The 15072-nt window shown below is 61.4% G+C and carries 15 protein-coding genes; 8 read left to right on the top strand and 7 right to left on the bottom strand.

Going from position 1 to position 15072, the window contains the following annotated elements:
• Positions 1-66 precede the first annotated feature (66 nt).
• Complete coding sequence (locus tag ACIP8I_RS08345; RefSeq protein WP_025113397.1) at positions 67-1056, top strand: sulfate/molybdate ABC transporter ATP-binding protein; 990 nt, start codon at positions 67-69, stop codon at positions 1054-1056.
• An 86-nt stretch (positions 1057-1142) separates the two neighbouring features.
• Here ACIP8I_RS08345 and ACIP8I_RS08340 read toward each other — a convergent pair whose 3' ends face one another.
• Positions 1143-1670 carry a DUF962 domain-containing protein gene (locus ACIP8I_RS08340; protein WP_400760150.1) on the bottom strand — a complete coding sequence of 176 codons (528 nt, stop codon included), beginning with the start codon at positions 1668-1670 and terminating at the stop codon, positions 1143-1145.
• An 82-nt stretch (positions 1671-1752) separates the two neighbouring features.
• Between ACIP8I_RS08340 and ACIP8I_RS08335 the strand changes: the two genes are divergently transcribed.
• Complete coding sequence (locus tag ACIP8I_RS08335; RefSeq protein WP_400760148.1) at positions 1753-2430, top strand: Crp/Fnr family transcriptional regulator; 678 nt, start codon at positions 1753-1755, stop codon at positions 2428-2430.
• 147 nt (positions 2431-2577) lie between these two features.
• Here ACIP8I_RS08335 and uraH read toward each other — a convergent pair whose 3' ends face one another.
• Both uraH and ACIP8I_RS08325 read right to left on the bottom strand, forming a co-directional pair.
• Positions 2578-2988, bottom strand: coding sequence for a hydroxyisourate hydrolase (gene uraH, locus ACIP8I_RS08330; RefSeq protein ID WP_400760146.1), 411 nt, complete (start codon positions 2986-2988; stop codon positions 2578-2580).
• An 11-nt stretch (positions 2989-2999) separates the two neighbouring features.
• A complete protein-coding gene (locus ACIP8I_RS08325) occupies positions 3000-3491 on the bottom strand; it encodes a heme-binding protein (RefSeq protein WP_400760144.1) in 492 nt (163 codons plus the stop codon).
• A gap of 136 nt (positions 3492-3627) precedes the next feature.
• Here ACIP8I_RS08325 and ACIP8I_RS08320 point away from each other — a divergent pair, with 136 nt between their 5' ends.
• From ACIP8I_RS08320 to ACIP8I_RS08305, 4 genes are all read left to right on the top strand, one after another.
• Positions 3628-4308 (top strand): heavy metal response regulator transcription factor, encoded by a 681-nt coding sequence (locus ACIP8I_RS08320; RefSeq protein WP_047290769.1) that lies wholly within the window; start codon positions 3628-3630, stop codon positions 4306-4308.
• Positions 4298-5686 (top strand): heavy metal sensor histidine kinase, encoded by a 1389-nt coding sequence (locus ACIP8I_RS08315; protein ID WP_400760142.1) that lies wholly within the window; start codon positions 4298-4300, stop codon positions 5684-5686. Before ACIP8I_RS08320 ends, ACIP8I_RS08315 begins: the two co-directional genes overlap by 11 nt.
• A 113-nt stretch (positions 5687-5799) precedes the next feature.
• Complete coding sequence (locus ACIP8I_RS08310; protein ID WP_007963482.1) at positions 5800-6048, top strand: helix-turn-helix domain-containing protein; 249 nt, start codon at positions 5800-5802, stop codon at positions 6046-6048.
• Positions 6041-7264 (top strand): type II toxin-antitoxin system HipA family toxin, encoded by a 1224-nt coding sequence (locus ACIP8I_RS08305; protein WP_400760139.1) that lies wholly within the window; start codon positions 6041-6043, stop codon positions 7262-7264. The genes ACIP8I_RS08310 and ACIP8I_RS08305 overlap by 8 nt, the downstream gene beginning before the upstream one ends.
• Positions 7265-7267: 3 nt before the next feature.
• Here ACIP8I_RS08305 and ACIP8I_RS08300 read toward each other — a convergent pair whose 3' ends face one another.
• The gene (locus tag ACIP8I_RS08300; protein ID WP_108592360.1) at positions 7268-8272 is read right to left on the bottom strand and encodes an AraC family transcriptional regulator; all 1005 of its coding nucleotides are present in this window, start codon (positions 8270-8272) and stop codon (positions 7268-7270) included.
• A 100-nt stretch (positions 8273-8372) separates the two neighbouring features.
• On the opposite strand from ACIP8I_RS08300, the gene ACIP8I_RS08295 reads away from it, so the two are divergent.
• Positions 8373-9446, top strand: coding sequence for a fatty acid desaturase (locus tag ACIP8I_RS08295; RefSeq protein WP_400760137.1), 1074 nt, complete (start codon positions 8373-8375; stop codon positions 9444-9446).
• A 103-nt stretch (positions 9447-9549) separates the two neighbouring features.
• Here the strand turns inward: ACIP8I_RS08295 and ACIP8I_RS08290 are convergent, their stop codons facing one another.
• From ACIP8I_RS08290 to ACIP8I_RS08280, 3 genes are read right to left on the bottom strand one after another with little or no spacing between them, the layout of a single operon-like run.
• The gene (locus ACIP8I_RS08290; protein ID WP_400760134.1) at positions 9550-11160 is read right to left on the bottom strand and encodes an arylsulfatase; all 1611 of its coding nucleotides are present in this window, start codon (positions 11158-11160) and stop codon (positions 9550-9552) included.
• 14 nt (positions 11161-11174) lie between these two features.
• Complete coding sequence (locus ACIP8I_RS08285) at positions 11175-11990, bottom strand: ABC transporter ATP-binding protein (RefSeq protein WP_400760132.1); 816 nt, start codon at positions 11988-11990, stop codon at positions 11175-11177.
• Positions 11987-13585, bottom strand: coding sequence for an ABC transporter permease (locus tag ACIP8I_RS08280; RefSeq protein WP_400760130.1), 1599 nt, complete (start codon positions 13583-13585; stop codon positions 11987-11989). The genes ACIP8I_RS08285 and ACIP8I_RS08280 overlap by 4 nt, the downstream gene beginning before the upstream one ends.
• Positions 13586-13993: 408 nt before the next feature.
• On the opposite strand from ACIP8I_RS08280, the gene ACIP8I_RS08275 reads away from it, so the two are divergent.
• Positions 13994-15007, top strand: coding sequence for an ABC transporter substrate-binding protein (locus ACIP8I_RS08275; protein WP_400760128.1), 1014 nt, complete (start codon positions 13994-13996; stop codon positions 15005-15007).
• The last annotated feature ends 65 nt before the right edge of the window (positions 15008-15072 follow it).

Genomic DNA, 15072 nt, shown 5'->3' with positions numbered 1-15072 from the left:
CTGCTCAAGCAGTGGAGCTAAAACCGTATCTACCGCCTGCGCGCCATCGCCGAGGAGGAATAATTCATGTCGATCGAAGTGCGTAACGTCAGCAAGAATTTCAATGCGTTCAAGGCGCTGGACAACATCAGCCTGGACATCCACAGCGGTGAACTGGTGGCGTTGCTCGGCCCGTCCGGCTGCGGCAAGACCACCTTGCTGCGCATTATTGCCGGCCTGGAAACTCCGGATCAGGGCAACATTGTGTTTCACGGCGAAGACGTCTCCGGCCACGACGTGCGTGATCGCAACGTTGGTTTCGTGTTCCAGCACTACGCCTTGTTCCGCCACATGACGGTATTCGACAACGTCGCATTCGGCCTGCGCATGAAACCGAAAAACCAGCGCCCGAGTGAAAGCCAGATCGCCACCAAGGTGCATGAGCTGCTGAACATGGTGCAGCTGGACTGGCTGTCGGATCGCTACCCGGAGCAACTCTCCGGCGGTCAGCGTCAGCGTATCGCTCTCGCGCGCGCGTTGGCGGTGGAACCGAAGGTGCTGCTGCTCGACGAGCCGTTCGGCGCTCTCGACGCCAAGGTGCGTAAAGAGCTGCGCCGCTGGCTCGCACGGCTGCACGAAGACATCAACCTGACTTCGGTGTTCGTGACCCACGACCAGGAAGAAGCGATGGAAGTCGCCGACCGCATCGTGGTGATGAACAAGGGCGTGATCGAGCAGATCGGCTCGCCGGGCGACGTCTACGAAAACCCGGCCAGCGATTTCGTTTATCACTTCCTCGGCGACTCGAACCGCTTGCTGCTCAGCGACGACAACCACGTGCTGTTCCGTCCGCACGAAGTGTCGTTGTCCAAGCATGAGCTGGAAGATCACCACGCCGCTGAAGTGCGTGATATTCGCCCATTGGGCGCGACCACGCGGGTGACGTTGAAGGTCGAAGGGCAGACGGATCTGATCGAGGCGGAAGTGGTGAAGGATCACGACAGCCTGATCGGACTGGCCAAGGGTGAAACCCTGTTCTTCAAGCCGAAGGTCTGGCAGAAAGTCGCCGGCCTCTAAAAGCACAAGATCGCAGCCTGCGGCAGCTCCTACAGGAAATGCATTCCAATGTAGGAGCTGCCGCAGGCTGCGATCTTTCAAGCGGCCTAAGCCGCTGCTTTGCGATTCGGATTGACCCGCACCACCCCCGCCCGCGCCTCGATCTGCTCTTTCAACTCATGCCGCATGCCGAGCAGGAACGCCAATTCGGCCACCACAAACAGCGGCCCGACAATCAGCCCGCTCACGTCATCGACAAACGCCGGTTTGCGCCCCTCGTAGTGGTGCCCGACAAACTGGATCACCCAGCCGATCACAAACATCGCCAACCCGCTGCTGAGCCAGACCATGGTGCTCTGCTGCGCCAGCGCATGTCCGGCCCAGACCGCCAGGCCCATCAGCACCGTCATCAGCACGCCGAGCTTCACTTCCAGGCGCAGGTAGAACCACGCCGAGGCCAGCGCCAGCAGCACCGCCGGCGATAGCCACACGTCGCCCAGCGTCCATTCTGGCCGCGACAACAAAACCGCCACCGCCACCACAATCAGCGGAATGCCGATAAAGTGGCTGGCGATGTTGCGCGGGTCGCGGTGGTAGGCGGCGTATTGACTCAAATGATCGACGAGGCTTTTCATTGTTGTTCCTCCTGTAGGGTGAGAGCAGCATGCCCCGGGTTCGGCGTTCGCTCTGTCAGGCAGGCGACAATTGGGAGTGATCATGGATAAGCGTTTACAGCTGATGACCGGGCAATGGTTCAGTCATCTGCCAACATCCTTTCAGGATAGTCTGCTGGCGGCGGCCCGGGAGCGGCGGCTGACGGCGGGGCAGCGGTTGTTTCAGCGTGGCGATGCGCCGTGCGGGTTGTACGCGGTGCTCGATGGGGCGATCCGGATCGGGGCGGTGAGCGAGCAGGGCAAGGAGGCGCTGCTGAGCCTGGTGGAGGCGCCGCACTGGTTCGGCGAAATCTGCCTGTTCGACGGCCAGCCACGCACTCACGATGCTTATGCGGTCGGGCCGTGCACCCTGCTGAATATCCCGCAGGCCACGCTGCTGAAAATCCTCGATGAACAGCCGGTGTACTGGCGGCATCTGGCATTGCTGATGAGCCAGAAATTGCGCCTGACCTTCATCAACCTCGAACAGCTCAGTCTGCTACCGGCCCCGGCGCGTCTGGCCCATCGTTTGTTGATGATCGCCGAAGGCTACGGCGAACTCGACCCGCCGCGCCGTGTGCTGCAACTGCCGCAAGAGCAGTTGGCGTCGATGCTGTCGCTGTCACGCCAGACCACCAACCAGATCCTCAAGGATCTGCAGGGGCAGGGGATTATCGGGCTGGGGTATGGCGAGATCGAGATTCTCGATGCCGAGCGGCTGCGTGCCCTTGCCACGCTCTGAAAACTCACACCGTTCCACTGTGGGAGCTGGCTTGCCAGCGATTGCGGTGCATCAGTCGACATGCGTGTTTGTTGAACTGACGCCATCGCTGGCAAGCCAGCTCCCACAGGGTTCTCAGCCAAATCACAGAACCTGAAGGAGTGCGGCTTACGAACCGCGATAGGTCGAGAACCCATAAGGGCTGAGCAGCAGCGGGATGTGGTAGTGCTGGTCCGTCTGCTTCACTTGGAAAATCACCGGAATCTCCGGGAAAAACGTTTCGCGCTTGTTCTTCTCGAAATACTCGCCGGTCTTGAACACCACCCGGTATTCACCCGCCTCGAAGGGCTGTTTGGCCGGGAACAGTTCGGCGATGCGTCCCTGTTCGTTGGTGGTGCCCTGGGCCAGTGGCTGCCAGTTCTGGCCGACGTGTTTTTCCAGGGTCACGTTGATTCCGGGAGACGGCAGGCCGTTTTCCAGATTGAGCACGTGCACGCTCAGTGGATTACCGGCGGCCAGCGCCAGGCTGGAGAAGGCACTCAGGCCGAGTGCGGCGAAGGTCATGCGCAGGCTGGTCATGGTCAGTCTCCTTATTGGGAACGGGTGAGGGTCAGGCCGGCCTTTTCGGCGGCTTTGATGGCACAGTTTTCGTCCTGCTCGCCGCCGCCGGATCCGGCCACACCCATGGCGCCGACCAGTTCATCAGCGACGAACAAAGGAATACCGCCGCCGAGCAACAGCAGCTCATCAAGGGTGTTGAGGTTGGCGGTTTCCGGGTTGCTGCGGGCGCGCTCGGCGAACAGCCGGGTCGGGGTTTTCGTCGACAGCGCGGTGTAGGCCTTGCGCTGGCTGGCAGCGGTGTTGTGCGGGCCGATGCCGTCGCCGCGCAGGGTCACCAGCAGATTGCCGCCACGGTCAAGCACCGACACCGTACCGCTGCAATTGCTCAGTGCCGAGTCGGCCAGCAGGCGTGCGGTTTTCAGATCCAGGTCAGCGTGGCGCGGCAATTCAGGGGCGGCGAAAGCGCTGGCGCTGGCGCTGAGGCCGAGGGCGAGACTGGCTGCGAGGTATTTGACGGTCATGGACAGGCTCCAAAAGCTAAGGTCGTCACCTTAATCGCCGCTCTTCGTCAGAACCCCGTCAGTCCGATTACAAGTTTGTAATGGGCAACGCCGCCGAAGGCGCCTAGCCTGTGTGCCTGATCAATCGAGGTGTGCCATGCGTTTGCTGGTCGTAGAAGATGAAGCCAAAACCGCGAATTTCCTGGCCAAAGGCCTGGGCGAATCGGGATTTGCCGTGGACGTGGCGCTCAATGGCCTCGATGGGCGCTATTTCATCGAGCAGCAGGCCTACGACCTGATCATCCTCGACGTGATGCTGCCGGGCCTCAATGGCTGGCAACTGCTGCAACTGATCCGCCAGCGCGGCGCCACCCCGGTGTTGTTCCTGACCGCCAAGGACGCCATCGAAGACCGCGTGCGCGGCCTCGAACTCGGCGCCGATGATTATCTGCTCAAGCCCTTCGCCTTCGCCGAACTGCTCGCGCGGGTGCGTACGCTGCTGCGGCGCGGGCCGCTGCGCGAGGCCGAGTCCTACAGCATCGCCGACCTCGAGATTGACGTGCTACGGCGTCGGGTCAGTCGCGGCGGCCAGCGCATCGCCCTGACCAACAAGGAATTCGCCCTGCTGCAACTGCTCGCCAGCCGTCAGGGCGAAGTGCTGTCGCGCACGCTGATCGCCTCGCAGGTGTGGAACCTCAATTTCGACAGCGATACCAATATGGTCGAAGTCGCGGTGCGCCGCCTGCGGGCCAAGGTCGATGATCCGTACATGCCGAAACTGATCCACACCGTGCGCGGGGTCGGCTATCAGCTGGAGGCGCCCGACGATGCGGTCTAGGTCGATCGCCTGGCGTCTGGCGCTGGCGTTCGCCGTGGTCTGCGCGTTGGTGTTGAGTGCGATCGGTTTGTTTCTCTACCGCTCGCTCGACTCGGAGATCGCCTATCGGGATGACTTGGCGTTGCTTGGCCGCCTGGAGCAAGTGCGCGCCTTACTTGCCGACAGCGACAGCCTCGGCGCCTTGCAGGCGCGGCCACGGCTGTATCAGAACATGCTCGGTAACCTCGATAGCCTGCTGTTGGTGCGGCGGGCCGATGGCTCGAACGTGATCGCGATCAACCCGCGTCAGCGCGAGCTGCCACGAATGAACGCGATCGCACGCGAGCAAACGCCGCAGCGTCGCGATGTGCTGACCTGGCAGGCGCCTGACGGCGCCGAGCTGGCGCTGTTGGCCGGTGACGCTCAAGGGCCGAACGGCGAACCGCTCACCGTGATCGCCGGCAAGGTGCTTACTGAACGTGAACAGATGCTCGCCAGTTATCGCTTGCGCCTGTACCTAGCCGTCGGGCTTGGCGCGTTGCTGGCGTTCGCGCTGGGGCTGGTTTTGCTGCGCCGTGGTCTGCAACCGTTGCGCCAGTTAAGCGCGGCGGTGCGCGGCATTGATCTGCGCAGCCTCGACCAGCGCCTGCTCGCCAGCGGCACCCCCGTCGAACTGCTCGAACCGGTGCAGGCGCTCAACGGCATGCTCGCGCGGCTGGACGACAGCGTGCAGCGGCTGTCGCAGTTTTCTGCCGATCTGGCTCACGAGATCCGCACCCCGCTGCACACCTTGCTCGCCAGCAACGGCCAGGCGCTGAATCACCCGCGCAGCACGGCGGAGTATCAGGAATTGCTGGCCTCGAACATGGAAGAGTTCGAACGCCTCAAACGCATGGCCGAGAACCTGATGTTCCTCGCCCGCGCCGAACAGGCGGAACGGGCGCTGGACTTGCGCACGCTGGAGCTGCACAGCGCCGGCAGCGAGTTGTGCGATTACTTCGAAGCGCTGGCGGACGACCGCAATATCCGTCTGGAAAATGCACTGCACGGCGAACTGCTGGCCGACCAGCAACTGCTGCAGCGCGCCGTCGGTAATCTGCTGGCCAACGCGGTGCGCCACGCCGATGAAGGCACGCTGATCAGCCTGCGCCGCCACGATGAGCCGGGCGTGTGCTGGCTGCAGGTCCACAACCACGGCCCGATCATCGCGCCAGAGCATCTGGGCAAACTGTTCGATCGCTTCTATCGCGTCGACCCTTCACGGGCACAGCCTGGAGATTCCGGTGGGCTGGGGCTGGCGATTGTGCAGTCGATCATGCAGTTGCATGGCGGGCAGGTCAGGGTGAGCAGTAATGCGAGTGGCACAGTGTTTGAGTTGGGTTTTGTCCTGAGCCAATGATGCGCCGTGCAAGTATTCTGAAACTCAGCTAGAGTTTGGTGACTAGTGCATCGCATGTGATGCATTTCATTTACTTATCTATAAATGCATCGTAAACAGTGCAGGTTTGCGCAATGGAACAGATCGGCGAAGTGATCAGAAGCTTGCGCAAGGCGCGCAAACTCTCTCAGCAGGCACTGGCTCAACAATACGGCATGAGCCGCGCCACCATCTCGGGGATCGAAAACAACACGGTCTCTGAAATCGGCCTGCGCAAGGTTGAGGCGATACTCAACGGCTTCGGTTACGAGCTGGTTGCCGTTCCCCGCAAGTCCAATCGCCCAACCCTCGACACTCTGCAAAAAGTGAATTTCCATGACTGAAACGCCGGACAGGTTGCACATCCGTGTGGGTGAACAGGTGGTCGGGACGCTGGGGCGCGGGCAGGTTCGCGACGACAGTGTGTTCAGTTATCGCGAAGATGCCAGCGCCGACAACGCGGTATCGCTGACGATGCCCACTCGCCTGGACAGCTATGGCTGGGAACATGGCATTCACCCCGTCTTCGAGATGAACCTGCCCGAAGGCGCGCTGCGTGAGGAGTTGATGCGACGCTTCAGTAAAGCCGTGCGTGGCTTCGATGATTTTGCTTTGTTGGCTATCGTCGGGCCTCATCAGCTCGGCCGTCTGGCAATTGCCAGCGCACCGGCGACTGATCAGCCTCCGGCAACATCCCTCAGCGATCTGCTGGTGCACGATGGTGCCCAGGGGCTGTTCGAAGATCTGTTACAGACCTACGGTCAGTATTCCGGAGTGTCTGGCGTGCAGCCCAAAGTGCTGGTGCGTGACAGCGCTGCGGCGATTGATCGCCTGACTCATCGGGGGGCGACTCATCTGGTCAAGGCCTTTCGCGCCGAAGAGTATCCGCAGCTGGCAACCAACGAATATTTCTGTATGCGGGCGGCGCAGCACTGCGGTCTTGAAGTGCCAACATTCGAGCTCAGCGAGCGCGGCAAATTTCTGGTGGTCGAGCGTTTTGACCTGAGCGATTCGGGGTACCTGGGTTTCGAAGATTTCTGTGTACTGAACGGGTGGCCGTCGAAGGCCAAATACGACGGTTCCTATGAAGGTGCCGCGCGGCAGATCAAGGCATTCGTTTCGCCGCAGTTGCTGGGCTCTGCCCTGGAAGCGTTTTTCAAGATTGTCGCGTTGTCCGCGGGGCTGAAAAACGGTGATGCGCATCTGAAGAACTTCGGCGTGCTTTACGAAGATTGTGCAGAGCAGTCATCCGTCAGGCTCGCGCCGGCGTACGACATCATCACAACGTCGGTTTATATCAAGAGCGACAGCATGGCGCTGCTGCTGGGCGGTTCAAAAGCCTGGCCCAAGTACAAGATGCTGGTGCGGTTCGGTCGTACGGCATGCAACCTGACCGAGGCGCGTTGCAACGAATTACTGCAACAAGTGGCTCATGGCATGCAGATGGCGATGGAGGAAATGGCCGAATACAGTCGCAAGCATCCCGAGTTTGCCGAAGTGGGCGAGGCAATGATCGAACAGTGGACTTCCGGCCTGCAACGCAGCTTGATCAAGGGCTGATGTTCAGCGCAGCTGATCGCGAAACTGCCCCGGCGTCATTCCGGTCCAGCGCTTGAACGCGCGGCTGAAGCTGCTGGTGTCGGCAAATCCCAGCAGGTAACTGACTTCACTCAGCGAACACTGCGGATCGCGCAGGTGCAGCAGTGCCAGATTCTCGCGGCTCTCGTTGAGCAGCGTGTCGAAGCGACAGCCCTCATCCGCCAAGTGCCGTTGCAGGCTGCGCAAGCTCAGGTGCAAGGCCTGGGCGATGCGTTCGGCGCTGGGTTCGCCTTCGGGCAGTTGTTCCTCAATGGCGTCGCGCACCTTGCGCTCCCAGGTCAGCGGTTTGAGCTGGGCCAGGGTGCGCTTGAGCACCGCTTCGTTGTGTTCGGCCAGTTCCGGGTTGGCGTCGTCCAGGTGGCTGTCGAAGTCGGCGAGGGCGAACTCCAGGCGATCTTCAGGGGAGGAGAAATGCACGGGCGCGCGGAACACCTTGTGCCATTGATGTGCATCGGACGGTTCCGGGCGGCGCAGGTACACCGCCAACGGCGCGTAATCGCGACCCAGGCGATTGCGGCAGGTGCGCACGTAGATCGCGGCAAAGGCATCGATGGCTTCAAAGGCTGGCGCGGGATTACCTGACGGAATTTTCAGACGGAATTGATAGCGGTCGTCGTGGCGGCTCAGTTCCAGCTCCAGCGCATCGCTGACCACCGGGTGATAACGCACGATGCGTTCGAACACCTCGCGCAGGCTGCCGCTGGCCACCAGCGCATAACCGAGCGCATGGAACGTGGTCGGGCTGACGAAGCGCGAGACCCGCAGGCCGATGGCCGGATCACCGCTGAACTGCACCGCCAGTTCCCACAGGCGCGTGGTACCGGACAACGGATACCGCGCGTTCGGGTCGTCCATCAGTTGCGGATCGAGCCCGGCCTGCTGGCACAGGCCGATACTGTCCAGCCCCAGCGCATCGAGTTGCTTACGCAAGGCACGGGTCCAGCTGGCGAGAGAGGTCGGTTCCTTCATGCTGATTGGCGCTTCCGGTCAACAGGTTGGCGTTCACGGCTACCACCACTAAAGCATTGGCAAGGCAGGATGCGAACATCAATAAACAGAGGATGGAAGCATGGACCGTACTTCTGCAAGTCCCCAGCGACACAATGCTGTCCAGCGATCAGCGCATATTCGCGAAGTGGTGCTGGCCAAGGGCGTCGAACTGCGTGAGCGTTACCCGATCCTGCAGCATCAGGACGCCCTCGGTGCGGGCATTCTGGCCTTTGCTTTGGCCGGGATGATCGGTTCGGCGACGTTGTACATCACGGGCCACATGGCCTGGTGGGTGTGCCTGTTGCTCAACGCATTTTTCGCTTCGCTGACCCATGAGCTGGAGCACGACCTGATCCACAGCATGTATTTCCGTAAACAACGCGTGCCGCATAACCTGATGATGGGCCTGGTGTGGCTGGCGCGGCCGAGCACGATCAACCCGTGGATCCGCCGCCATCTGCACCTCAATCATCACAAGGTCTCCGGCACTGAAACCGATATGGAAGAACGCGCGATCACCAACGGTGAGCCTTGGGGGTTTGCGCGGTTGCTGATGGTCGGTGACAACGTGATGTCGGCGTTCATCCGCATGCTTAGGGCCAAGACCTGGGCGCACAAGTTCAGCATCATCAAACGTACACTGAAAGTCTATGCGCCGCTGGCGCTGGTGCACTGGGGTGCGTGGTACGTGTTCCTCGGTTTCCATGCGGCGAACGGTATTGCCTACCTGATGGGTTCGCCGATCGAATGGTCAGCTAACATGCTGTCAGTGATGCATATCATTGACATCGCAGCGGTGGTGATTATCGGCCCGAACGTGCTGCGCACCTTTTGCCTGCATTTCATCAGCTCGAACATGCACTACTACGGCGACATCGAAGCAGGCAACGTGCTGCAGCAATGCCAGGTGTTGAACCCGTGGTGGTTATGGCCGCTGCAGGCGTTCTGCTTCAACTTCGGCAGCAGCCACGGGATTCACCATTTTGTGGTGAAGGAGCCGTTTTACATCCGGCAGCTGACCGTGCCGGTGGCGCACAAGGTGATGCGCGAGATGGGCGTGCGGTTCAATGATTTCGGCACGTTTGGGCGGGCTAACCGGTTTGTCCGCAGGGATGAAGTGGTAGCGGAGGAGGCGCGTACGGCTCAGGCTTGATGGTGAATTTGCGGGCCTCTTCGCGAGCAAGCCCGCTCCCACAGGGGAACGCATTTCAACTGTGGGAGCGGGCTTGCTCGCGAAGGCACCGGATCAGACAACATCAATCCGGCTGAAACGGCGAGGCACTGAGAATCACACCAGTCTCCTCCACATACTGCTGCCAGTGCCCGATCAAGTTGTTGAGCTCGTCCGGCTGACTCGCCGCCAGATCATGAATCTCCCCCGGATCACTGCTCAGGTCATAAAGCTGCCAGGTCGCCGGACCCACCGGCCCGGGGATCCACACCGCTTTCCACGACCCTTGGCGAATCGCCCGGCGACCAAACAATTCCCAGCCAGTAACGGTGTGCTCATCATGCACCTGCGCCGTCTCGCCGGACAAAAAGCCCAACCACGATTTGCCACGCAACGGCGCCACCGGTTTGCCGTGCCACTGTTTGCCCGGATGGCGCATACCCGCCAGATCGAGAATCGTCGGAGTGATGTCCATCACCGTGCCGAAGCCATGGCTGATCTGCCCTTTGATTGGCAATTGCGGGTAGTGCAGCAGCGCCGGCACACGGATCCCGCCTTCGGTGGTAAACGCCTTGAACAGCCGTGACGGCGCCGTCGCCACCTGCGCCCAGCTCGGCCCATACCAGACGTAGGAATTGGCGCGGCCGATGTTGTCCAGGCTGTTGTCGTAATGCTGATTCAGGTAGGTCAGCAGTTCCGGTCCGAACTTGGGGAACGCTTCCAGCAGCGCGCCTTCGGCGCCGTTATCGGACATGAACAGGATGAAGGTGTTATCGAGCTGTCCCTGCTGGCGCAGGTAATCGACCACCCGGCCGATGTTCCAGTCCATGCGCTCGACCATCGCTGCGTAGACCTCCATCGCCCGCGCGGAAATCTGTCGCTGCTCATCGCTCAGCGCAGCCCATTGCGTGTTCAGTTGAATCAGCGGATGCGGCTCGACATCCGGCTCGATCAGCCCCAGCGCCTTGAGTTTTTCCAGGCGTTCCAGGCGCAGGGCTTCGGGGCCGGCGTCGTAACGGCCACGGTATTTTTCGACCACCTCGGCCGGTGCCTGCAACGGCCAGTGTGGTGCGGAGAACGGCAGATAGGCGAAGAATGGCCGGCTCTGATCGCGCTCCTTGAGGTACTGCAGCAGCTTGTCGCCGAAGGCGTCCGACGAGTAGAAATCCTTGGGCAGTTCATCAATAAAAGTGTCGTCTTCGATGTACAGCGCCGGGGTCGATTTCAGCAGGCCCGGGGTGTGTTCGTCGTAGATCGGTTCGAAGCCGTAGTGGTTGGCCGCCCCCGGCAGCAACGAGAACGAACGCTCGAAACCGCGGGCCTGCGGCGCCAGTTCAGCCGTCAGGCCCAGATGCCATTTGCCGCTCATCAACGTCTGGTAACCGGCCTCGCGCAGCAGTTCGGGCAACGCCACGACGCGGTCGTTGAGATAACCCTCGTAACCCGGTTTGCCAATCAGTTCCGGAGTCAGCGCTTCGGCCATGGTGCCGATGCCGGCGATGTGGTGATCGGTGCCGGTCAGCAGCATCGAACGGGTTGGCGAGCAGGTCGGTGCGGTGTGGAAATCGGTCAGGCGCAGGCCGTTGCTGGCCAAAGCATCCAGGTTCGGTGTGGCGATTTCGCCACCGAAGGCGCCGAGGTCGGAGAAGCCGAGGTCATCGGCCAGAATCACCAGAAAGTTGGGGCGTTGCGGCATCGATAAAGCTCCTCTCAATAGGCAATGAACGACAGCGGCAGATCGCGGATCTGCACTGGCAGGCTCGGTTGGTAATGGTCGTCGCTGGTCAGTTCGTGCAGCAGTTCTTCGCGCAACTGATGGAAGTCGAAACTGCTGCGCTGACGCGGGTGCGGCAGGGCAATGTCGACCACCTGCTTGATCCGTCCCGGACGCGGCTCCATCACCACTACGCGGTCGGCGAGGAAGATCGCTTCTTCCACATCGTGGGTGACCAGAATGGTGGTGATTTTTGCCCGGTCACGGATCGCCAGCAGCTCGTCCTGCATCTGCTGGCGGGTCAGTGCGTCGAGCGCGCCGAATGGTTCGTCGAGCAACAGAATCCGTGGACTGGCGACCAGTCCTCGAGCAATCGCCACGCGCTGGGCCATGCCACCGGAGAGCTGATGCGGATAGGCGCGGGTGAAATCGCGCAGGCCGACCAGATCGATGAAATCGTTGATGCGCTGCTGCTTTTCGGCGGTGCTCAGCGGCTCGTTGACCAGGCCCAGACCGATGTTGTCGGCCACCGTCAGCCATGGGAACAAACGGTGCTCCTGAAACACGATGCCGCGCTCGCCGCCAATGCCGCTGACGGCTTTGCCATCGACGCTGATCTGCCCGCGAAACTGCGTGTCGAGGCCGACCAGCAGACGAAGCAGAGTGGATTTGCCGCAGCCGCTGGAACCGACAATGGCGACGAATTCGCCTTCGGCGATGTCGAGGTTGAATTCGCGAATCGCCTCCAGTTCGAAACCGTCGACGTCGAAGGATTTGCCTACGTGGGTGAAGCTGACAATCGGTGCGTTCATGCGTGTCTCCAGCGAGTGGCGCGAATTTCCAGGCGTTGGCCGATGAGGTTGAGCAGGGCGCCGGTGAGGCCGACCAGCAGCATCCCGGCCATGATCAGGTCCATGCGCAGCAGTTGTTGGGCGCCGATCATCTGGCTGCCGATGCCGCCGTTGGATGGCATGAAGTATTCGGCGCCGATGGTGCCGAGCCAGGCGTAGATCAGGCTCAGGCGCAGCCCGGCGAAAATCCCCGGCGCCGCACCCGGCAGCACCAGACGGCGCAGGCGTTGGCCGAGGCTCAGGCGCAGCACCTGCGCGGCTTCGTTGAGCTGTGGCGAGAGGTTGGCGACGCTGCGCTGAGTGGCGATGAACACCGGAAAGAACGCGGCGAGGGCGACGAATACCCACTTCGATAATTCACCCAGACCGAACCACGCAGTGAGCAGCGGCACCCAGGCGAAAATCGCGATCTGGCGAATGGCGGCGAGGGTCGGGCCGAGCAGCCGTTCGCTGATCTTCGACAGACCCAGCAGCAAGCCAAGGGCGAAACCGAGGCCGCCACCCAGTAACAGACCGCCAAGAGTGCGGCCGAGGCTCAGGGCCATGCCGCTGATCAGCGTGCCATCGAGCAGACCGTTTTTTGCCGTTTGCAAGACTGCCAGCGGGCTGACCAGGATGTTGGCGTCGATCCATTGCTGATCGCTCGCCACTTGCCACACACCGATCATGCCCAGCGGCACCAGCCACGGTTGCACTCGCTGCCAGCCTTCATAACGCGGGCCACGGCGGATTTCCGCAGTCGCCGGGTGCGGCCAGTGCACCAGTTTGCGGTCGAGCCAACCGATACCGCGATCCATCGCCACGCCGAGCAGGCCGATGACTGCGATGCACACGAACACGATGTCGAGCATGAACAATTGCCGCGCCCAGACCATCAGGTAACCGATGCCTTCGCTGGACGCCAGCAGCTCCACCGCCAGCAAGGAAGTCCAGCCAGCGGCCAGGGACAGACGCACGCCGGCCATGAACGCCGGCAGCGCGGCCGGCAACACCAGACGCCGGATCAGCAAGTAGGGAGGAAGGCGCAACACGGCAGCGGCTTCGCGCAGTTTCGGCTGCGCATCACGCACACCAACCAAGGTGTGCAGAGTCACCGGCACCACGATGGCCTTGATCAGCACCACCAGTTTCAACACTTCGCCAATGCCGAAAAACACCATGAACAGCGGGATCCACGCCAGTGTCGGCACCTGCGCGAGACCTGCGAACGTCGGGAAAATCAAACGTTCCAGACGCCGACTGAATCCCAGAGCAGCGCCGAGCACCGCACCCGCCGAAATCCCGGCGAGCAGGCCCCAGAGCAGGCGTTGCAGGCTGATCCACAAATGACTCCACAGCTCGCCATGGGACAATTCGATGGCGCTGTTCCACACCAGCGATGGTGCCGGCAGGATCTGTTCGCTCATCCACTGATTGCGCGCGGCCAGCCACCACAGGGCGAACAGGCTGATCGGCAGCAGCCAGGGCAACAGACGTTGATTCAGGCTGGGCCACTGCCGCCGATTTTTCAGTGGCGGCGCGGGCAGCGGCAGGCTGAGCAGGGAATCACGGGCCATGGGTGACCTCCGTTGTCGGATTGCATGGCGAACCGCTGTGCCTGTGTGGGAGTGGGCTTGCTCACGAAGACGGAGTGTCAGGCACCGATGATGGTGAATGGCACGGCCTCTTCGCGAGCAAGCCCGCTCCCACAATTGGCTAGCGTTGTATGCAAAATCGATCTATAAAAATTAAAATCAATTCTATTAAGAGATAAGCCAGACCATTTAAGGCCTGCAGGGCGACGCGCATCCAATGCATTCGAAGAATATTTTCGATGCTGTTAATGCATACGCCGCTGCGAGCCGCGTGACTTCTCGCTTAGCGTTAAAAGCTATAAAAATGTTCTTTTATAGTATTTAAGCGAAGGTAGTGCTTCGGCCTACTTTCGGCTCCTCAACGCCCGTCGTGATCAAGGAGCCGCACCCATGAACCTTCCCTTCAAACGTGTCTTCAACCTGTTTGCCATCCCGGCGCTGGCGGGGCTGCTGGCGTTTACCGCGCAGGCCGACGAACTCAAGGAAATCAGGATCGCCGTCCCCGACCTGAGCGCCGGCACCCAGCACAGCGGCGGCGGTGTGGTGGACGTGCTGCGTGATCAGCAGATCTTCGAAAAAGCCTTCGCCGATCAGGGCATCAAGATTCAGTGGAGCTTCTTCAAGGGCGCCGGGCCGGTGATCAACGAGGCGTTTGCCAACGGTCAGGTCGATCTGGCGTATCTGGGCGACCTGGCGGCGATCATCGGCAAATCCAACGGACTCGACACCCGTTTGCTCAGCGCCAGTGCGCGTGGGGTGAAGCAGTATCTCGGCGTGGTGCCGGGGTCGGGGATCAAGACCCTGCAGGATCTGAAAGGCAAGCGCGTAGCGATCTTCCGTGGCACCGCCACGCAGCTGTCGTTTGACGCGGCGCTGGCCAGCCAGGGCTTGAGCGAGAAGGATCTGAAAGTGATCAACCTCGACTTCAGCGGCGCGGTCGCGGCATTGGCGGCCAAGCAGATCGACGCGTCGTGGGGCAGCTCAGGGCTGACGGCGCTGCAAGCCAAAGGGCTGGCGGAGTTGCCGCTCAGCACCAAGGATCTGGGCGGCGCCGGCAGTGTGCAATCGGTGCTGGTCGGCACCGGCAAGTTTGTCGACGGGCACCCGGAGGTCGTGGCAAAACTGCTCAAGGCGCAGCAGCAGGCCGTGGAATGGCTGACCCAGGACAGCAACAAGGACGCTTACGTGCAACTGGTGTCCGGGCTGGCGAGTTATCCACCGGTGATCCTGACCCAGGACCTGCAGGATCAGAAACTCAGCGAAGTGTTCCCATCGACGCTGGACCCGGTGTTCCTCGGCAAATTGCAGGACTCGGTGGATCTGGCGGCGCAGCAGAAGCTGATTCGCAAACCGTTCAAGGTCAGTGAATGGGTGGCGCCGGAGTTGGCAGCGGCCAAGCTTTAACAGAAAAAGATCGCAGCCTTCGGCAGCTCCTGCAGGGGAATGCGTTCTCCTGTAGGAGCTGCCGA

Origin of the sequence: Pseudomonas sp. NPDC088414 (assembly GCF_044753325.1) — a bacterium.
Lineage (GTDB): Bacteria > Pseudomonadota > Gammaproteobacteria > Pseudomonadales > Pseudomonadaceae > Aquipseudomonas.
The sequence above is the reverse complement of the archived record's forward strand: the minus strand, read 5'-3'. Positions and strand labels throughout refer to the sequence as shown.

Excerpts from the sequence above, each read along its gene's own strand:
- ACIP8I_RS08325 (WP_400760144.1), bottom strand. The coding sequence starts at position 3,491 with ATGACCGTCAAATACCTCGCAGCCAGTCTCGCCCTCGGCCTCAGCGCC.
- ACIP8I_RS08320 (WP_047290769.1), top strand. The coding sequence starts at position 3,628 with ATGCGTTTGCTGGTCGTAGAAGATGAAGCCAAAACCGCGAATTTCCTG.
- ACIP8I_RS08340 (WP_400760150.1), bottom strand. The coding sequence starts at position 1,670 with ATGAAAAGCCTCGTCGATCATTTGAGTCAATACGCCGCCTACCACCGC.
- ACIP8I_RS08275 (WP_400760128.1), top strand. The coding sequence starts at position 13,994 with ATGAACCTTCCCTTCAAACGTGTCTTCAACCTGTTTGCCATCCCGGCG.
- ACIP8I_RS08285 (WP_400760132.1), bottom strand. The coding sequence starts at position 11,990 with ATGAACGCACCGATTGTCAGCTTCACCCACGTAGGCAAATCCTTCGAC.
- ACIP8I_RS08295 (WP_400760137.1), top strand. The coding sequence starts at position 8,373 with ATGGACCGTACTTCTGCAAGTCCCCAGCGACACAATGCTGTCCAGCGA.
- ACIP8I_RS08290 (WP_400760134.1), bottom strand. The coding sequence starts at position 11,160 with ATGCCGCAACGCCCCAACTTTCTGGTGATTCTGGCCGATGACCTCGGC.
- ACIP8I_RS08345 (WP_025113397.1), top strand. The coding sequence starts at position 67 with ATGTCGATCGAAGTGCGTAACGTCAGCAAGAATTTCAATGCGTTCAAG.
- ACIP8I_RS08310 (WP_007963482.1), top strand. The coding sequence starts at position 5,800 with ATGGAACAGATCGGCGAAGTGATCAGAAGCTTGCGCAAGGCGCGCAAA.
- ACIP8I_RS08300 (WP_108592360.1), bottom strand. The coding sequence starts at position 8,272 with ATGAAGGAACCGACCTCTCTCGCCAGCTGGACCCGTGCCTTGCGTAAG.
- ACIP8I_RS08305 (WP_400760139.1), top strand. The coding sequence starts at position 6,041 with ATGACTGAAACGCCGGACAGGTTGCACATCCGTGTGGGTGAACAGGTG.
- uraH (WP_400760146.1), bottom strand. The coding sequence starts at position 2,988 with ATGACCAGCCTGCGCATGACCTTCGCCGCACTCGGCCTGAGTGCCTTC.
- ACIP8I_RS08280 (WP_400760130.1), bottom strand. The coding sequence starts at position 13,585 with ATGGCCCGTGATTCCCTGCTCAGCCTGCCGCTGCCCGCGCCGCCACTG.
- ACIP8I_RS08315 (WP_400760142.1), top strand. The coding sequence starts at position 4,298 with ATGCGGTCTAGGTCGATCGCCTGGCGTCTGGCGCTGGCGTTCGCCGTG.
- ACIP8I_RS08335 (WP_400760148.1), top strand. The coding sequence starts at position 1,753 with ATGGATAAGCGTTTACAGCTGATGACCGGGCAATGGTTCAGTCATCTG.